Genomic DNA, 18,017 nt, shown 5'->3' on the forward strand with positions numbered 1-18,017 from the left:
ACGACTACTTCCTGCCGTGCGACTTCACCCCGTCGGTCGCATCGGTGTTGGCGTTGTCGAATACCACGGAGGTGTCGACGACGGCCTCACCATCCGAATCGAGCGACATGCCCAGCATGCGAAGGAATTCGAGCCCGTCCTTCTCGCCGGGCTTGTACTTGGACTTGAGCTCCTTGCTGATGTCGTCGCTACCGCCGATCACCAGGTTCACGCACTCCAGGCTGAGATCGGAGTGGATGGACCGGGCGAGTTCAGCGAGGCGCGAGAGGTCGACACCCCCCTTTCGCAACGCCTCGACATCGGCGGCGAAATCGTCTCCCTCAGCCATGTCCCGCACCGCCCTTCCGCGCATCGGGCAGGGGATCGTCCATCTCGCTCGCCTGGCGCACCGCTTCGTCGAACATGCGGTCCAGGTCGAAATCGCCGCCCATCACATCGGCGATGTCCGAACCGAACCCGGTCGGCGCGAGCTGGGCGAACATCGCCAGCGCTTTCCCGGCCGCGTCCTCCTGGGCCTCCCGGACGAGTTCGACGATGCGGTTGGCCAGCTCGGCCGGCGCCAGGCTGCGGTATCGGGTGCCGTCGAACCTCACGGCCGTCAACCGCTGCTGGTGATCCACCGTGACGGTGATCATCCGGTCCTTGCTGGTGGCCGAGGTGGTTTCCTTCTGGGTCTGCTCCTGGGCATCGCGGATCTTGGCCTGCTGGGCGCGAAGTTCCGCCATTGCCGCTTCCATCTCGTTGAACAGCGGAGATGACACAGCGAGCTCCTTCCCGATCGTCCTCAGTGGATGTTGCCGATCACGCCTGTCCGGACGCGGTTGCCTCCTGCGCGGTCTGCTCCTGTTCCGCGGGAGTGCGAGCGGGCTGGCGCGGGGGCCGAACGGGCCCGGTGACGACCTGCTCGTCGAGCTCGTAGTCGGCTTCGTCGGGGCGGCCGATCACGTCCCGGCAGGCGTCGGTGTCGGTGCCCCACACGTCTTCGTCCTCGGACAGCCAGGTCTGGCGCTCCCTTTCGCGGTCCCCGTTGCCCTGGCCGCCCATGCCCATGCCGCCCATCATTCCGGGCATGAACGGCATGCCGCCCATGCCGGTGGAGCCGGCACCCATGGGCCCGTTCATCTGGAGCATGTTCGGCGGCACCGGCGGCAACGCCCCCGGCGTCCCACCGCCGAGTCCGAATCCGAGGCCACCCGTTCCGCTTCCGCCAAAGGGGCTGGACCCACCGCCGCGCGAGGTGCTGCCGTCACCGAAGCCGGAGGGGGCGAATCCCTCGGGTTTGGTGATCGAATCGAAGTCGGTACCACCCGCGGCCGAGGATCCGCCGGACCCGATGCCGATGCCCGGGTCGAAGCCGGTGCCGCCCGGGGTTTTGGCCCCGTCCGAGCCGGTGCCGATGCCGTCCAGTGCCGGGAGAGGCGTCTTGTCGTGGCCCGGCAAGCTGAACTCCGGCGGCGTTTCCTTGTCCTTGTTGCCGCCGCCGGTGCCGGAGTTCCCGCCCGGCAGGCCTGGGGGCACGATCGGCGGGGGCGCGATCCCGTCGTTGGCACCGCCGGTGCCGTCTCCGAACTTGCCGCCGCCGTCCCCGCCGCCGGGCCCGTTGGTGGAGGAGTTCGAGTCGCCGAACGGGTTCTTCCCACCGGAATCGCCGAACGGGTTGTTCGTGCCGGAGTCGCCACTGGGGCCGTCGCCACCGGAATCCCCGAACGGATTGTTCGTACCGGAATCCCCACCCGGGCCGTTGCCACCGGACTTGCCGAACGGGTCGTTGGTGCCGGAGTCGCCACCGGGGCCGTTACCACCGGAATCGCCACCGGGGCCGTTGCCACCGGGGTTTCCGGTCGGCGGGGTCGGGTCGGTGCGCGGCGGGGTCGCCTCCGGCATCTCCAGCTTCTGGATCGCCGACCTCGTGTAGTTGAACTTGTCCTCCAGGGTCTTCATCGCCGTGGAGGCCGCCAGGTCCAGCGTTTTGAGCTCGGCGTCCACGGCGGTGAAGATCGCCCTGTTCATGGCGTTCCACGGCGCCGCGGTGGTCAGGTCGCCCTGGATGGGCACGTTGTTGACATTGGCGGTGAACTCGGACAGGGATTGTGTGATGTACGAGATCATCTCGTCCGGGGTCTTGCCGTTCATCTTGTAGGTGCTCTGATCGCCGATGACCAGGCCCTTGTCCTTCGTCAGGAACTCGTAGATCCTGTTCTCGTAGTCGACGATCATGTTGTTCGGCAGGTAGAGCGACTTGCTCCAGAAGGCGTTGTAGGCGTTCACGAGACTCGTGATGGTCTGCACGATCGTCTCCCTGAGCTCCTTCAGCGCTTGGGAGACCGCCACTCCCCGGTCCAGGGTGAGCTGATCGTGCAGGCCTTCCAGCCTGTCGGCGTTCTGGGCCATTCGCCGCTGGATGACCGATGCGGCCTTCCCGCCGAAGCCGGATTCCGTGGAATCGAGCTTGTTCGCCCAGGACCGGAAGTCCTCCCCCGACTCGCTCAGCCACTGTTCGTAGGACCGGATCAGGGTCTCCGCTTCCAGCAGCGTCCCCAGGTCGAGCAGCCCGCTCTTCTGCGAGAGCAGGTTGTCGACGACGGCCTTGACCTCCTGAACGCTCTGCTCCCAGGCGGCCTTGGCGCCGTCGTTGTCGTTGACCTGGTAGTAGATGCGGGCGAACGCCTGGTAGTACAGGTCGACGTTCGGGTCCGCGCGGTTGGAGGCGTTTTCCTTCAACTCCTTGCCGTCGTTGGACTTGGCGGCCTCCCCGCCCGCGCCCGCCGAGTCGTCCGGAGTGGTGTTGCCGCCGGAGCTGCCGCCGCCGGCGATCTGGAACCACTGCACGCTGGCAATCTTCGACCGCAGGTCGGTGCCCTTCCCGGTGAGGGCGAACAGCGCCTGGTGGAAGGTCCACTCGCTGGTCGGTCCCGACAGATCCGTCTTCTGGTCTTCGGGCATGGGGCGCCTCCTGCTTCCTCGGCTGTCGCGCCGTCAGATCGGCCGGTGGTTGAAGTGGACGTTGCGGCGGGAACCTCGTTCCCGCCGCAACACCCATGGACTGGTCGTCGTCGCTCAGGCGGTGGCCGGAGGGGTGCCGCTCCCGCTGCCTCCGGTGCCGAACTCCGGGAACTCCGCGTTGAACTTCGACGCCTCGTAGCTGGCCAGGTCGTCGGTTTCTTCGAAGACCCGCTGCGCCTTGACGAGCGCCTTGCTGAAGGTGTGCCAATCCTTGGCGAAGTTCCGGTTCATCTGCTCGCCGGACGCGCCGAGCTCCTTGAGCGAGTTGTTGAAGTTCTGGACCGCGATCCACGATGGATTGCCGACCTTGACCCGGTTACCCAGCTCCGGGTCCAGCCTGATCCCGCTGGACGCCTTCAGGAACTTCTCGCGCACCTCCACGTCCTTGCCGTCCACGAAGACGTTGAGCTGGCGGTAGGCGCCGCTGTCGAAGGTTACTGTCGTCTCATCGGCCATGATCTTCCTTTCCTGGAACGCCGATCCGGCGGACGGTTGCGGCGCGGAGTTCGTCGGTCGCCGAGCCCCGCACCGCACCGCAGCCGTCCTGATCAGCCGCCGGCGATGACGCGGGCGCCTTGGTTGTCGCCTTCCAGGAACGCGTTCGCGGCGTAGACCGACGAGGTCTGGCCGCTGCTCAGCCGGGTGTTCATGTCCGTGTAGGCCGCGTTCCAGGTCTTCTGGCGCTGCTCCCACAGTGGGAGCGCCTTGCCCTGCGTCGCCGTCTCCATGTTCTTGAGAACGCCGTTGAGGGCGGAGAGGATCGAGCCCATCTGCGAGACCGCGCCGCTGAGCCTGGCGTTGACTTCCTCGTAGGGGCCGTGTTTCACGCTGAATGAGGTCATGAGTTCCTCCGTATCGTCGGGATTCGAGGTCGTGACTACATCTGGGTGCCGTTGACCACCTCGTTCGCCTGCTCCTGGGCCGAACGGCCCACCTTGAGCAGATCGCGCACGCTGCCGTTGAGCGACTCGAGCTGGGCCTGGATCTTGTTGAAGTCGGCCGCCCAGGTGTCGAACTTGCCGACCAGGAGCCGCCCGGATTCGGACTGGTTGGCGTCGCCGAGTGCCATGGCCTGCGCCTGCACCTGGGTGTTCACGGTCTTCATGTCCGTCAGCGACTTGATGGTCGCGTTGATGATCTGGCTCAGCTGAGCCTCGTCCAGGCCGTACTGACCGCCGGGTACCGTCATCGGTTTCTCCTCGTCATGTGTGGGAGTTGACTGCCTCTTCGGATGCCGACCGCTGGTCGGCGGCGGATCATGGTGCCGATGGGGCACCACCACCTGCTGCGTTCTCCGGCGATAGCACCGGCCCGGTCGGCAGCAGCGAGAGCAGCTCCGCCGGGAGCGCAACGGTGTCGGAAACCCGGTAACCGAGCGCGGTCGCCGCTTTCTCGTTCGGCACCGGGAACTTCGCACCGGCATCGGTCACCAGGTAGAGCCCCATGCCCGGCATTCCGGGTGCGGGCAGCGTGCGGGCGAGCATGCCCGCACCGGGCTTGACCTCGATGGTGTCGGCGGTGAATTCATCGCGCACCAGCCCTGGACCGCCGACGACGACGCCGTTGTCCACTGTGGCCTTCACCAGCGTCGTCCGGACATCTCCGGCGCCGGGCTCGGCCAGCGCGCACGGTCCCTGGCCGTCCTCGAACGTCATCAGCGCCGGCGGCTCGTCCGGCAGTTGCGCCATGGTGTTGGGCGACGCGACCGCGGCGACGGCGGCCATCGCCGCCGGGGCGAGCTCGCGCGCCTTCCCCCCGGTCGCCGCGGCGGGATTGCCCAGCGCCAAGGCTGCGGCGGTCTGGTTGACCTGCATCAGGCCGGAGCCGGTGAGGAGGTAGAAAGCAGACGGGCGGCCCACCACGTCCACCTGGAACACCTGCCCGATCCTGGTCGGCTGGCCGCCGAGCACCGGGCCGGGCGAGCCCAGCCCCGCGACCGGGACCGGCGCCAGATCCGGGCCTGCGGGGATCGTGTTGATCCAGGAATCCCGGACGGGCAACGCCTTCAGGCCGTCGTAGCCGAGCACGGGCGCGACCCAGGGCGCGGCCAGCCGCAGCCGCGTGCCCCGCCACACCAGGTATTCGGCGCCGTCGGCCGAACGCACCAGCACGGCCTCGCCCTCGTCGGCCGAGATCACGTCGGCGGCCCCGCCGACGGTCACCTTCAGGGAAGGGTGCGACGCGCCGGATGCGTCGCGCGTCGACGTCGCGCACGTCAGCCAGGAGAGGTCGCGGCCCGGCGTGTTCGCGGGCAGCGCATCCGGTGCGCCAACTATGCCGACCGGGGTGCCGCGCGGCACCCCGGCCAGCGACGAGCTCGGCGTCCGGGCCACCGTCATCTTCTCGCCCAGCAACAGCTTGGCGGACGCGAAGTTCTGCACCGGGCGCAGGGTTCCGTCGGCCAGGACGTACTGGCCGCCGGTCTCGTTCTCGACGATCAGCTTGCCCGGCTGGGTCCACGCAGTGGCGCCGCCCGGCTTGAGGATCCCGTACACCGCGAACCCCGCGACTACCAGGATCGCGACCATCAGCCCGATCACGAATCCCAGCGGCGTCCTGCGCAGCGGCGGGCTGGGCGCGTCCGGTTCTGCGCTGACCAACGCGGAAACCACGCGCGCGGTCATGAAGGAATGCGCCTGGACCTGATCACTCCGGGAATGCACGGGGGCCTCTTTCCTGGCTGTCCGGGATCACGACGACCACGCGGCCCGAACCACGTCGTAGAGGCCGAGCGCGGCCAGCACGAGCGGCACGACGAGGATGGCCAGCGTCATGTGGGCCCAGTCGCCGGCGCGGCCCCAGTGCGGCAGCAGCAGCCGGCCGGGCATCCGCCGGGCCGCCACCAGCAGCAGCCCGGCCACCACGATCAGGCCGTTCATGACGGCGATCCGCCACAGCGGCGGGACGAGCAGGCACATCGCGGCGACGACCATCGCCAGCCCGAAGATCCCCGGCACGAGCACGGCGACCCGCTGCCTGGCGCTGGGGAATTCACGGGAATGCAGCAGCAGCAGGAAGGACGCGACCGTGGCCAGCGTCGGTGACGCCCAGCCGGGCGTCCACGCCAGCACTCCCAGGCAGCCGATCACCACGACGCCGAGACCGCGGCACAGCTCCGTGACGTTCAGGTCCGCCTGCGCGGTGCGCGCCATGATCTCGCGCCCCGGCTCCGGGTCGATGCCCTCCTGGAACTGCTCGGCGGAGGTGGGCAGCGGCGGCACCTGCAATCCCGCCAGCCAGACCGATAGTCGCGGCACCCGGGTGCCGAGCAGCAGGGTCACGGCGAGCACGATCGCCGCCGCGCCTCCGACGGTGAGCACCCCGGTCATCGTCAGCAGCCCCACCGCCGCGGCCAGCACCGCGGCGAGGGCCGCGGCCAGGTATCCGGCGCTGAAGCCGCCGCCCACCGCGAACCGGCCCAGGATCGCCGCCGCCGTGCACACCCCCGCCGACGTGAGGCTCGGCGCTGTGAGCAGTCCCGGGGATTCGAACAGCGACCGGCCGAGTGCGGGCAGCGCCCATCCGGCCTCTGCCGCGAAGGCCACCGCCGCCGCGAGCAGCACGAGCGCGATGGTCCGCTCCCCCAGTGCCCGGGAAGCCAGGACGGCGCCGGCCAGCAGGACGATGGCGGAGCAGCCGGCGGTGGTCGCAACCCAGCTTCCGGTGCCCACCGTCGGCGTCAGCAGCAACGCCAGAACCAGCACGGTGCCCAGCAGCCAGGTGAACAGCCGCCTGGTGGACTCCGGCCGCCAGGTGTCCCGGCGGTTGCTGCTGATCCCGGTGGCGACACCGTCGGCCAGGTCGTCGAAATCCGCCGGCGGGAGCTGATCGTTGCGCGGCCGCAAGTAGAGGATGTCGCCGTCGTAGAGACCGAGCGCGGCAGTGCCGAGGTCTTCCTGCAACGCGGGCTCGCCGAGGCGCTGCAGGATCCATCCGTCGTGCTCCAGCCCGGCGGTGCCCAGTCCAGAACCGAGGTGCTCCAAGAACGTCGGCAGCAGATCGGCGACCGGGACGTGCACCGGAACGGCCAATTCCACTCGCGACGTCGGTCCTTGGATCGTCAACCGACACACCTCGCCCGCGGCGAGCGCAGGCTGAGCCGTCGTTCCCGTCATACCCCTAATACGGACCGCGCCGCCCGGAGCGTTCAACCATTCTTTCACGGACCGCGCCGCCCGGATGGTTCACCGTTCTTCGCGGATTCGACTGACCCAACCACCATCCCGCAGCCGTATGGAGTACGAGGGCGTAGGTGAGGAAGGACTGATCGCTTTGAGTGTGACGCCATTTCGGCGACCGGCGCGGCAGAAGCCACCGGAGATGCCCGGTGGGGAACTGTCGCTGCAGGAGCCGCCCGTCATACCCGAGCAGGTCAGCGGCGGCATCGGCGGAATGCTGCTCTACCTGCCGATGGCGCTGGGCTCGGGCGCCATGATACTGATGTTCATGGGCGACCGCGGCGGCATCGGCATCGTCGTGGTCGCGCTCATGGCGGTGAGCATGCTGGCCATGGGTTTCGGGCAGCTCGGCCGGTCCGTCGGCGAGCGCAAGCGGCGGCTGCGCGGCGAACGCCGCGACTACATGCGCTATCTCGGGCAGGTCCGCAAACAGGTGCGCACGGTGGCCACCGAGCAGCGCAAGGCACTGGCCTGGCGGCATCCCGACCCGGCGGGGTTGTGGTCGGTGGCGATGAGCGCACGCCTGTGGGAGCGCCGCGTTTCGCACCCCGACTTCGCCGAGATCCGCATCGGGCGGTCCGGGCAGCGGCTGGCCATGAAGATCACCCCGGTGCAGTCCAAGCCCGTGGAGGACCTGGAACCGCTGTCGGCACGCGCACTTCGCCGCTTCATCCGCGCATACACCACAGTGGACGATCTGCCGACCGCGTTGTTCCTGCGCGGTTTCGCGCAGGTGCAGATGCGCGGCGACGACGAAGCCGCGCGCGAGCTGACCCGCGCGATGATCGCCCAGCTGGTGACCTTCCACTCCCCCGACGACCTGCGCGTCGCGGTGTGCGCGAGCCCCGACCGGGCGGCCGAATGGGACTGGGTGAAGTGGCTGCCGCACGCCCAGCACGGCAGCGAGCAGGACGGCGCCGGCCAGGTTCGCATGCTCACCGATTCGATCGCGGCGCTGGAGGCGCTGCTGGGCACTGAGCTCAACGATCGCGGCCGGTTCGAGGCCGGTGCGAGCCCGACCAGGGACGAACCGTTCGTGCTGATCGTCCTCGACGGGGTCGCAGCCCCCACCGAGTCCCGCCTGGCCGGCGCCGGCTACCGCAACGCCACGGTGCTCAACCTGGACATGGCGGGACCCGCGCAGCGCACCACCCTCCGCCTGGAGATCGCCGGGGACCGGCTGGAGATGATCCGGCTCAACCGCTCGGGCGCCGAAGTCCGCACCGAGCTGGGCCGGCCGGACGGCATGTCGGTCCGCAAGGCCGAAGCGCTCGCCCGCACCCTGGCACCGTTCCGGCTCAGCGCCACCAACGACATCGTCGAGCCGATGGTCACCGATTTCGACCTCGCCGCGCTGCTGGAAGTCGGCGAGATGGACCAGCTCGACGCGGCGAAGGTCTGGGCCCGCATGTCGGCGTCGGACCGGCTGCGGGTGCCGATCGGGATCGCCGAGAACGGCACCAAGATCGAGCTCGACATCAAGGAATCCGCGCAGGGCGGCATGGGCCCGCACGGCCTGCTGATCGGTGCGACCGGCTCCGGCAAGAGCGAGCTGCTGCGCACCCTCGTGGTCGCGCTGGCGATCACGCATTCCTCGGAGATCCTCAACTTCGTGCTGGTGGACTTCAAGGGCGGGGCGACGTTCCTAGGCCTGGACGGCCTGCCGCACACCTCGGCGGTGATCACCAACCTCGCCGACGAGGCGCCGCTGGTCACACGCATGCAGGACGCTCTGCAGGGCGAAATGGTGCGGAGGCAGGAACTGCTGCGCAGCGCGGGGAACTACAGCTCGCTGCTGGACTACGAGAAGGCCCGCACCGCAGGCGCTCCGCTGGCCCCGCTGCCGAGCCTGTTCCTGGTGGTCGACGAGTTCAGCGAGCTGCTCGCATCCCACCCGGACTTCGCCGAGCTGTTCGTGATGATCGGCCGCCTCGGCCGCTCCCTCGGCGTGCACCTGCTGCTGGCCAGCCAGCGCATCGACGACGGCCGCATGCACAAGCTGGAAAGCCACCTGTCCTACCGCATCGGCCTGCGCACCTTCTCGGCCATGGAAAGCCGCTCGGTGATCGGTGTCCCCGACGCCTACCAGCTGCCCAGCGCACCGGGCAACGGCTACCTGCGCTCGGACGTCGCCACGCTGTCGCGGTTCAAGGCGGCCTACGTTTCCGCCCCGTTCAAGCGGCGCACCGCCGAGCAGCGCCAGGCCGAGATCTCCCGGCAGGTGGTGCCGTTCGAGGCAGCGCGGCTGCCCGAGGCCCGCGAGGAGGAGCCGCCGACGCCGGTGGCCGAGGACGCCGAGGTGGCCGAGGAGAACACCGAGACCTTGCTGCAGGTCGCGGTCAGCCGGCTGCGCGACCAGGGACCGCCCGCGCACCAGGTGTGGCTGCCGCCGCTGACCGAACCGCCCACATTGGACGAGCTCCTCCCGCCGCTGGTCCCCGACCCCGACTCCGGCCTGACCTCGGTCGGCTGGCGGGGCCGCGGCAACCTGGTCGTGCCGGTCGGCGTGATCGACAAACCGTTCGAGCAGGCCCGCGACCTGTACGTGGCGGATCTTTCGGGCGTCGGCGGGCACGTCGGCATCGCGGGCGGGCCCCAGTCCGGCAAGAGCACGCTGCTGCGGACGCTGATCGCCGGGCTGGCACTCACCCACACGCCGTCGGAGGTCCAGCTCTACTGCCTGGACTTCGGTGGCGGAACGCTGCAGACCCTCAACGAGCTGCCGCACGTCGGCGGCATCGCCGGGCGAATGGACACCGAGCGGGTCAGCCGCACCGTGGCCGAGGTGCAAGGCGTGCTGGCCCAGCGGGAGAAGCTGTTCTCCCGGCACGGCGTGGAAAACATGGCCGAATACCGGTCGATGCGCCGCCAGGGCAAGATCACCGAAGATCCCTTCGGCGACGTTTTCCTGGTCGTGGACAACTGGGGCACGCTGCGCAGCGACTTCGAACAGCACGACCACACAATCCGGCAGCTGGCTTCCCGCGGCCTCACCTACGGCGTGCACCTCATGGTGACCACCAACCGGTGGGCGGACATCCACAGCGGACTGCGCGACCAGCTCGGTACCCGTCTGGAGCTGCGACTGGGCGACTCGATCGACTCGGTGATCGACATGCGGGCGGCGGCCGGGGTGCCCCGCAACCCGGGCCGCGGGCTGACCATGGACAAGCTGCACTTCCTCGGCGCGATCCCGCGCATCGACGGCCGGCGCCGGGTCGACGATCTCGCCCAGGGCGCACGATCGCTCAGCGAGGCGGTCGCCGACAACTGGGACGGCCCGGCCGCGGCCGAGGTTCGGATGCTGCCTGCCGTTCTGCCCGCCGGCGACCTGCCCGCCCCGCAGGGACGGCTCCGGGTTGCCTTGGGCTGGGGCGAGGCCGACCTGCAGCCCGTCTGGCACGACTTCGCCCAGCAGCCGCACCTGACGGTGCTCGGCGACACCGCCAGCGGGAAAACCGCGGTGCTGCGGCTGGTCGCCGACGCGATCCCGAAGCAGTACGCGCCCGGCGAGGCGGAGCTGATCCTGGTCGATTCGCGCCGGGTGCTGCTGGACGCGGTGCCCGACGAGTACCGCCGCGGTTTCGCCTTCTCCGCCTCGGCGGCGGAGGAGCTGATCGGCAAGGCCGCCGCGGAACTGCGGGAACGCCTGCCCGGCGCGGACATCACGCCGCAGCAGCTGCAGCGGCGCGACTGGTGGTCGGGGCCGGAGCTGTTCATCTTCGTCGACGACTACGACCTGCTGGCCTCCGGCATGGGGGGACCGCTGGATTCGCTGCTGGATCTGCTGCCGCAGGCCGCCGACATCGGGCTGCACGTCATCCTGACCCGCAGCGCGGCCGGATCGGCCCGGCTGTCGATGGATTCGGTGGTGCGGCGCATGCAGGAGTCAAACACGCCGGACCTGGCGCTGTCCTGCCCGCCCACGGAAATGCCGCTGCTCAACGGGATGCGTCCGCAGCAGTTGCCTGCCGGGCGCGCGCACCTGGTGACCCGCCGGAACGCGACGCTGATGCAGACCGGCTGGCTGGAGCCGCGCGGTGCGGCGGCCGAGGCCGGGAGCCTGGCATGAGGGGCAACGCCGCGGCGGCGGTGGCGGTGCTCGCGTTGGCCGGGTTCACCGGGGTCGCGCCGCCGCTGGCCGCGCAACAGCAGTGCGCGGCGCCCGCCGACAAGGTGAGCGAGGCTCGCGGGTGGGCGCTGCAGCGGCTCGCGCCGGACCGGGTGTGGGGCTTGACCCGGGGCGACTCGGTGCAGGTCGCGGTCGTGGGAACCGGGGTGAGCGCCGCGAGCCCCGCCCTGGCCGGCGCCGTTGCGCCCGGGGCGGACCTGACCGGCGGCGGCGCGGCCGATGACGACTGCTCCGGCCGCGATACCTTCGTCGCCGGGGTGATCGCGGCCCGGCAGCTGCCCGGAACCGGATTCACCGGGGTCGCACCGGGAGCCCGGATCTTCCCGGTCCGGGTGACCAACGATCCGTCGAAGGTCGATCCGGGCAAGCTGGCCGCGGGCATCCGGCTCGCCGCCGACTCCGGTGCACGGGTGATCGCGATCTCGGTAGGCACCCCGGCCGCGACGCCGGACCTGCGGGCGGCCGTGGCCTACGCCGGATCGCGAGACGTCCTGGTCGTCGCCGCGTCCGATGTGGACGTCGGCAAGGGGGCGGTCCCGTACCCGGCCGGCTTCCCGGAGTCCCTGCCGGTCGCGGGCGTCGGTGAGAACGGAACCGCGGCCGGCTCGGCGGCACGCCCCGCGCTGGTGGCGCCCGGCAGCCAAGTCGTGAGCATCGCGCCGCGCGGCGCCGGGAACGTCACCGCCACGGGCGGCGGCATCGCGGTCGGGTTCGTCGCCGGTGCTGCAGCGCTGGTGCGCGACTACCGCCCGGGCCTCACCGCCGTCCAGGTCCGCTACCGGTTGGAGACGACCGCCGACCACCCGTCGGCAGTGCTGCCCGACCCGCAGCGCGGCTTCGGCGTGGTCAACCCCCACGCCGCGGTCACAACCGTGCTGCCCGCGGAATCGGGAGATCGGGCGATGCCCGCGCAGACACCGCCGCTGCGGCTCCCACCGGTTCGGGCGGGCGATCCGCTTCCGGTCACCGTGGCGCTCGTGGTGACCGGAGTGGTGGGTGGCGCGGCGCTGCTCGGCGGGATCGCGGCGGCGCTGGCCCAGCGCGCCCGCCGGCGGGGATGGAGATCCGCGTGGGCCCCATCCGAGGAAGGTGAGCGCTAGGACCGGCTAATGATCTTCGTTGTCGTCCGGTGCGGCGATGCTGTCGGCCCATGATCCGCCGATCGCCCGAAACGGTGCATGCGGACGTGCAGACGGCCATGGCCGGAATGGCACGGCCTTGTCTTCCCAAAATGCCTTGACTCAAGGCGATGCGTTGACCACCGCCGAGCGACCGACCCAACCTTGTCGAGCCCAGGCGGACCATCCGCCCGGGTCCGGTGCTCGCCGCGACTGGTGCCAACACCCGCCAGGCGCCGACCCGGGAGGTCGACGGGGACACAAGTGATGAAGTCGAGACGAGCAGTGCCTGAGATCTTCGGCCGGGAGTCCGAACTGCGGCGGCTTCTCGGGCTGGTCGGCGACGTCGCGGCCAAGCGCGGCGGCGCGGTCTGGCTCGAAGGCGAAGCCGGTATCGGCAAGACCGCACTGCTCGCCCGAATCACCGTCGAGGCCGAGCGACTCGGCTGCCAGGTGTTCGACGCGGCCGCCGACCGGCTCACCCACCGATTCCCGCTGCGGGTGGTGCTGGACTGCCTCGGCATCAGTGCGCGGGCCGCCGACGGCACCTACCGCGACATCTGCGCCCAGCTGCGCGACGGCAATCAGCCGGACAGCGTCGATCCGCTGCCCGCGGCCGTCGAGCGGCTGGTCGGCATCGTCGAGCGCAGCTGCGCCGAGGCCCCGGTGGTCATGGTCATCGACGACATCCACTGGGCCGATGAGGCCAGCCTGCTGGTCTGGCACCATCTCAGCCGCCTGGTCGAGGAGCTGCCGCTGCTGCTGGTCGCCGCCGCCCGGCCGTCGCGCCCCCGGAGCGACCCCGGGTTTCTCCAGCAGGAATATCGCGCGGCGGCCGTCCTGCTCTCGCTGCCACCGCTGGATGCGGAGGCCGTCGCGCGGCTGGCCGGCCACCTGACCGAGACCACCGAAATCGGCCCCGCGATGCGCCACACCCTGGACCGCGCCGGGGGCAACCCGCTCTACGTGCGCGAGCTGGTCGATGCCCTGAGCCGCGAAGGCCACGTCGCCAAGCGGGACGGCGGCAGACTCGCCGACCTGCCCGACGAAGCCACCGATCCCCCGCTGCCCCGCTCTCTCGCGGAGTCCCTCACGTCGCGACTGAGCTTCGTCGGCACCGACACCCTCGGCCTGCTGCGGATGGCGGCGCTGCTCGGCCAAACCTTCTCCGTCACCGACCTCCGCAAGGTTTCCGAGCGTCCCGTGGTGACCCTGGTAGGCGCCGTGGAAGAGGCGCTCACCGCGGGGCTGCTGGTCGAGGCCGGCCCCCGGCTCGCGTTCCAGCACGGACTGATCCGCCACGCGCTCTACGAGACGACACCGACCGCCCTCCGAGTCGCCCTGCACAACCAAGCCGCGCGCGCCCTCGCCGAGTCGGGCGCGCCGATCGAACGCGTCGGCGAGCAGCTGCGCGCCTCGCTGGCGATCGACGACACCGAATTCGACGACGGGTGCCTGGACTGGCTCGCGCACAACGGCCGGATGCTGGCGCACCGGGCCCCGGAGAGCGCAACCGAGCTGCTGAGCGCCGCGATCTGCCTGCTGCCTACCGACGACGCCCGGCGCGAAGCGCTGCAGGCCGCCAAGGCCCGCACCCTGGTCGTTCTCGGCTGGCCCGAACAGGCGCAGGCCCTGTGCGAACGGGTGCTGGCCGAAACCCGCGACCGGCGCCTGGCTTCGGAGATGAGCTGGCACCTGGCGTGGTCGCTGGCCGTTCGCGGGCTCGATGAGCAGGCCGCGGAGGTCATCGAACGCGCGCTGCGCACCCCCGGGTTCGAGCGGCCGTGGCTGGCCCGCATGCACGCCATGCTGGGCCAGGTCATGCTCATCCGCGGCGAGTTCGAGAGCGCGAATTCCGCCGTGGAACAAGCTCTTTCGGAAGCTCGCCCGATCCACGACGGCTTCGCGCTCGGTCTCGCCTTGCACGTCCGGGCCGCGGCCCTGGCTCGGCAGTGCGACCTCGCCGGTGCCGTGGACTGCTACGACCAGGCCCGTGCCGAGCTCGGCGATGCACCGGAGAACACCGATCTGCGGCTGCTGGTGCTGGGAAACCGGATGGTCCTGCTGTTCGGGCTGGGCCGGGTCGATGAGGCCGAGAGCGCGCTGCACGAAATGCTGGCCATCGCCGAACACACCGCGACACCGAGCCAGTTGGCTTCGGTCCGGCTGTCGGCGGCCAACCACTACTACACCACCGGCCGCTGGGAGGACGCCGTCGCCGAGCTGGACGCCGTCGTGGAGCTGGCCGACCGGATGACCCGGCAGAACCGTCGCTGGCTGCACGGCTTGTCCGCACTCATCGCCGGGCACCGCGAGGATGATGAGACCTTCCGGCGCCAGCTCGCCGCTGCCGGCGACGATCCGAGCCCAGATTCCCAGGAAGGCGCCGAGTTCCTGTTGCTCAGCAAGGGAATTCAGGCCGAGGTGGAAGACGCCCCGGAGCAGGCGGTGTCGCTGCTGACCGAGGCGCTGTTGCGCGGCGAGCGGTTCGGCACCCGCTACATCTGGCTGCCGCTGCTGGTCCGGCTCGCGATGAGCACGGGCGACACAGCCGCCGGGACCCGCGCCGCACAGGCTTGCGAAGACGACGCCGCGGTCGGGGCGGTGCCGAACATCGTGGCTGCCGCACAGCACTGCCGGGGCCTGCTCGACCGGGAACCGGTGGCCGTGCGGGCCGCGGCCGAGATCTACCGCACGATCAACCAGCCGCCTAGGCACGCCCAAGCGCTGGAAGACCTCGCCGTGCTGCTGGCGGAACGCGGCCAGCTGACGGCCGCCCGAGCGGAATACGCGCGGGCCGCCGAGATCTACACCGAACTCGGCGCGAGCTGGGACCTGCGCCGCGCCGATGCCCGCCTGCGCCCGCACCGCCTGCGCCGGACACGCGGCCGCAGGCCACGCGCTACCACCGGCTGGGATTCGCTCACCCCGACCGAGCGGAAGGTCGCCCGGCTGGTCGCCGATGGGCTGGCCAATCCCGACATCGCGGCGACGCTGTTCTCCTCCCGCCGCACCATCGAGGTGCACGTCTCCCACATCCTGGCCAAGCTCGGCGTCCGCTCGCGGGTCGAGGTCGCGGTCATCGCCATGCGAAATGCCACGAATGCTTCCCGCGACGGCAACAAGTTGACGTCGAGATGAATCATCAGTCGCCATTTTCATGCGTTACCCGGATATTAACCCGAAGTTCACTGTATCCAATCCTTCGCCGACGGTCCGGCCGGGCTCACATCCGTTGACCAAGGACACTCTCGGCCGGATTGGCATCGACCGGCACGGCAACTCCGCCTGCTCGGCGCCGGCATTCACGTGGAAACCCGAACAAATACGCGATCTCACTGATTTCACGTACGCGCGAACCCGGCAGGATCGATCCCGAGAATCCATCAGGCCCCGCACTATCCCCACACCACTCCTCCACTGAGGAATTTTGGACGGGCCAGGGCCATAAGATCAAATGAAGACGGCCTCATGACCAGACTCCGAGCTGTTTCGCCCGAAATCGCGCACGACCAGGCGAGCGATGAAACCACCCCGCGCCACGCCTGCGCCAACAATGCGGAGACCGCGCTGAAGAACCTCTACCACGACCACTACCCGAGGCTGCTGTCGTACGTCACGCGAATCCTCTCCGACCAGCACCACGCCGAGGACGTCGTGCAGGAGACGATGCTGCGCGCCTGGCGGCACGCCGACCAGTTCACGCCCGAACGCGGCACGGTATGGGGCTGGCTGACCCGGGTCGCCCACAACATCGCGATCGACCGGATCCGGGCCCGGCACGCACGCCCCACCGAGGTGGACGAAGCGACCCCAGGCACGTCGCACGACCACAACGCCGACCACTCCGACAGCGTGATCGACGCGATGTTGGTCGCCGGCATGATAAACAAGCTGGTCCCCGCGCACCGGTCGGTGCTCTACGCGGTGTACTTCGCCGACAGCACGGCCGCGGGCGCGGCGGGCGCGCTCGGCATCCCGGTCGGCACGGTCAAGTCGCGCCTGCACCATGCGCTGCGCAACCTCAAGCACGAACTAGAACGTCAGCGGACGGAACCGGTTGCGCGCAAGGCATTCCCGAGCCCACTGGACGCGAGGCCCATCGCCTCGTGACCGCGAAGTCTCATCCGATGCGCCGACCGACAACACCCCGGAATCGGCCGAGGAAGCCCCGCACGAGCTGGCAAGCGGCTGCAGCCCAGGTTTTCTCGGCCGTGCTGCGACGCCGGACGACTGCGGACGCACTGCAAAGTCATCTCGCGGTGCGCAGTCATCCCGCTGCGCAGCCACTTGGCGTTGGCAACGACGAGCAGCACATCTCATAAGCAGTCTTGCGTGGCGCGATGCCCGCTGGCACGTCACCGTGTCAGCGGCGTGCCGGCCGGGTTCAGCGGTGCGAGTGCGGGTCACGGCTAGGCATTCGTCGGGGCGAGATCGAGCCCTTTCCGGAGTGCGTTGACCGCGAGTCGCCGGTGGGAGATCTCGTTCTTTTCTTCGGGCGCCATTTCGGCGTAGGTCCGTCCGCCACCGCTGCTCGGGATGAAGATGGAGTCGTAGCCGAATCCGTTGTCGCCACGTGGTTCTGGGGCGATTGTCCCGTGCAGGCTCCCGGTGAACACCTGCACATCGCCGTGGGCGTCGGCGTAGCCGATCGCTGTGGTGACCGTCGCGGCACGAGCGGGATCGTCCCCGACCATCGTCAGAACGCCGTCTACCCCGCGCGCCTTGAGAACCCACCTGATCAAGGCGCCGGGGAAGCCGTTCCACGCGTCCAGTGCGAGCCCGGTGTCGTCCACGAGCACTGGGGAGCCGTGCAGGCGGTAGGCCTCTGCCGCCTTGCGGTGGACCACTTCGGTGACATCCAGTGACTGGATTTCCGTCAGGTCCTCGCGGACCGGGGTTACGGGGATGCCGAGCAAGGACGCGTACTCGCGCGCTTTGCCCGCATTGCCTGTGATCAATGAGATTTGGGTCACGCGTGTGCTCCCGATGGTGAGTCGTGGATGTGCAGCCAGTGACGTTGGAAGTCGGTGAGCCGGATGTCCGCCGGGAGGGCAAGAGGCTACCGCAGAGCGTAACCGCGCCTCCTTCCCGGGAGCGGTACGTGATCGATGAACACGTCTGGTACCAGGCGTGGCTGGCCAGCGCCCAGTCGATGGCGATGTGGGCGGACCTGACGAGCGGATCTACTCGGAAGCACGACTACGACATGGTCCAGGCGGCCGAGCATTGGCGCCAAACCGTCTCCGCCTCGACCTGAGCCGCTCCGCCGAGCTGGAGCTGCCTGGCGTTGGGAGGGAACCTCCCCGCCTCGCCCTGCGTCGCACCTGGCGTGATCAACAAGCTGGCCGAACGCATCGGCTCCTGGCGCTCCGTCCACGCGAACTCCGATAGCGCCGAGACGGACTCGCTCGTGTTGGAGTGCGCCCGCTTGCTGACCGGTGATCCCGGTGGCGAACAAGCTCCGCTGTGGACCTTCGGGTTGGCGGCGATGTCGGAGTACGTCGCCTGGCGGCCCGGCGACGGTGTCGCGGACGCCGTGGTGGACGCGCTGCTGGCCGCCGACCGGGCATTGCGGGACCGGCC

15 protein-coding genes are annotated in these 18,017 nt (G+C 69.9%); 6 read left to right on the top strand and 9 right to left on the bottom strand.

All coding sequences use genetic code 11. From position 1 onward, the window contains the following. Positions 1-4: 4 nt before the first annotated feature. The 8 genes from BLW84_RS29710 to eccD all read right to left on the bottom strand — a co-directional run bounded on the left by BLW84_RS29710 (position 5) and on the right by eccD (position 7,076). Complete coding sequence (locus BLW84_RS29710; protein ID WP_143061149.1) at positions 5-328, bottom strand: hypothetical protein; 324 nt, start codon at positions 326-328, stop codon at positions 5-7. Then, positions 321-761, bottom strand: coding sequence for a YbaB/EbfC family nucleoid-associated protein (locus tag BLW84_RS29715; RefSeq protein WP_245761478.1), 441 nt, complete (start codon positions 759-761; stop codon positions 321-323). The genes BLW84_RS29710 and BLW84_RS29715 overlap by 8 nt, the downstream gene beginning before the upstream one ends. A gap of 40 nt (positions 762-801) precedes the next feature. Continuing rightward, positions 802-2,943 (bottom strand): hypothetical protein, encoded by a 2,142-nt coding sequence (locus tag BLW84_RS29720; RefSeq protein WP_093271908.1) that lies wholly within the window; start codon positions 2,941-2,943, stop codon positions 802-804. A 114-nt stretch (positions 2,944-3,057) separates the two neighbouring features. Beyond that, positions 3,058-3,459 carry a hypothetical protein gene (locus BLW84_RS29725; RefSeq protein ID WP_093271909.1) on the bottom strand — a complete coding sequence of 134 codons (402 nt, stop codon included), beginning with the start codon at positions 3,457-3,459 and terminating at the stop codon, positions 3,058-3,060. Positions 3,460-3,551: 92 nt separating this feature from the next. Beyond that, positions 3,552-3,845 (bottom strand): WXG100 family type VII secretion target, encoded by a 294-nt coding sequence (locus BLW84_RS29730; RefSeq protein ID WP_093271911.1) that lies wholly within the window; start codon positions 3,843-3,845, stop codon positions 3,552-3,554. A gap of 35 nt (positions 3,846-3,880) precedes the next feature. Next, a complete protein-coding gene (locus BLW84_RS29735; protein ID WP_093271914.1) occupies positions 3,881-4,192 on the bottom strand; it encodes a hypothetical protein in 312 nt (103 codons plus the stop codon). Positions 4,193-4,259: 67 nt separating this feature from the next. Continuing rightward, positions 4,260-5,666 carry a type VII secretion protein EccB gene (gene eccB / locus BLW84_RS29740; RefSeq protein ID WP_093271916.1) on the bottom strand — a complete coding sequence of 469 codons (1,407 nt, stop codon included), beginning with the start codon at positions 5,664-5,666 and terminating at the stop codon, positions 4,260-4,262. Between the two features lie 27 nt (positions 5,667-5,693). Next, entirely contained in the window at positions 5,694-7,076 is a 1,383-nt protein-coding gene (eccD, locus tag BLW84_RS29745; protein ID WP_245761482.1) for a type VII secretion integral membrane protein EccD, read from the bottom strand. A gap of 247 nt (positions 7,077-7,323) precedes the next feature. Between eccD and eccCa the strand changes: the two genes are divergently transcribed. From eccCa to BLW84_RS29765, 4 genes are all read left to right on the top strand, one after another. Then, positions 7,324-11,253, top strand: coding sequence for a type VII secretion protein EccCa (gene eccCa, locus BLW84_RS29750; protein ID WP_093271920.1), 3,930 nt, complete (start codon positions 7,324-7,326; stop codon positions 11,251-11,253). Continuing rightward, the gene (locus BLW84_RS29755) at positions 11,250-12,413 is read left to right on the top strand and encodes a S8 family serine peptidase (protein WP_093271922.1); all 1,164 of its coding nucleotides are present in this window, start codon (positions 11,250-11,252) and stop codon (positions 12,411-12,413) included. Before eccCa ends, BLW84_RS29755 begins: the two co-directional genes overlap by 4 nt. A gap of 303 nt (positions 12,414-12,716) precedes the next feature. After that, positions 12,717-15,572, top strand: coding sequence for a LuxR family transcriptional regulator (locus BLW84_RS29760; RefSeq protein WP_177226763.1), 2,856 nt, complete (start codon positions 12,717-12,719; stop codon positions 15,570-15,572). A gap of 330 nt (positions 15,573-15,902) precedes the next feature. Beyond that, positions 15,903-16,544 carry a sigma-70 family RNA polymerase sigma factor gene (locus BLW84_RS29765; protein ID WP_093271926.1) on the top strand — a complete coding sequence of 214 codons (642 nt, stop codon included), beginning with the start codon at positions 15,903-15,905 and terminating at the stop codon, positions 16,542-16,544. 299 nt (positions 16,545-16,843) lie between these two features. Here the strand turns inward: BLW84_RS29765 and rdgB are convergent, their stop codons facing one another. Further along, positions 16,844-17,407, bottom strand: a complete 564-nt coding sequence (rdgB, locus tag BLW84_RS29770) for an RdgB/HAM1 family non-canonical purine NTP pyrophosphatase (protein ID WP_093271929.1) — start codon at positions 17,405-17,407, stop codon at positions 16,844-16,846. Between the two features lie 128 nt (positions 17,408-17,535). On the opposite strand from rdgB, the gene BLW84_RS48500 reads away from it, so the two are divergent. Together BLW84_RS48500 and BLW84_RS29780 are read left to right on the top strand one after the other, a co-directional pair. Continuing rightward, positions 17,536-17,691, top strand: coding sequence for a hypothetical protein (locus tag BLW84_RS48500; protein ID WP_218157511.1), 156 nt, complete (start codon positions 17,536-17,538; stop codon positions 17,689-17,691). Between the two features lie 72 nt (positions 17,692-17,763). Beyond that, positions 17,764-18,017: hypothetical protein (locus BLW84_RS29780; RefSeq protein WP_218157512.1), on the top strand; the 254-nt coding region annotated here is incomplete at its 3' end.

The sequence above is a fragment of the Saccharopolyspora shandongensis genome (assembly GCF_900106995.1).
Taxonomy (GTDB): Bacteria; Actinomycetota; Actinomycetes; order Mycobacteriales; family Pseudonocardiaceae; genus Saccharopolyspora; species Saccharopolyspora shandongensis.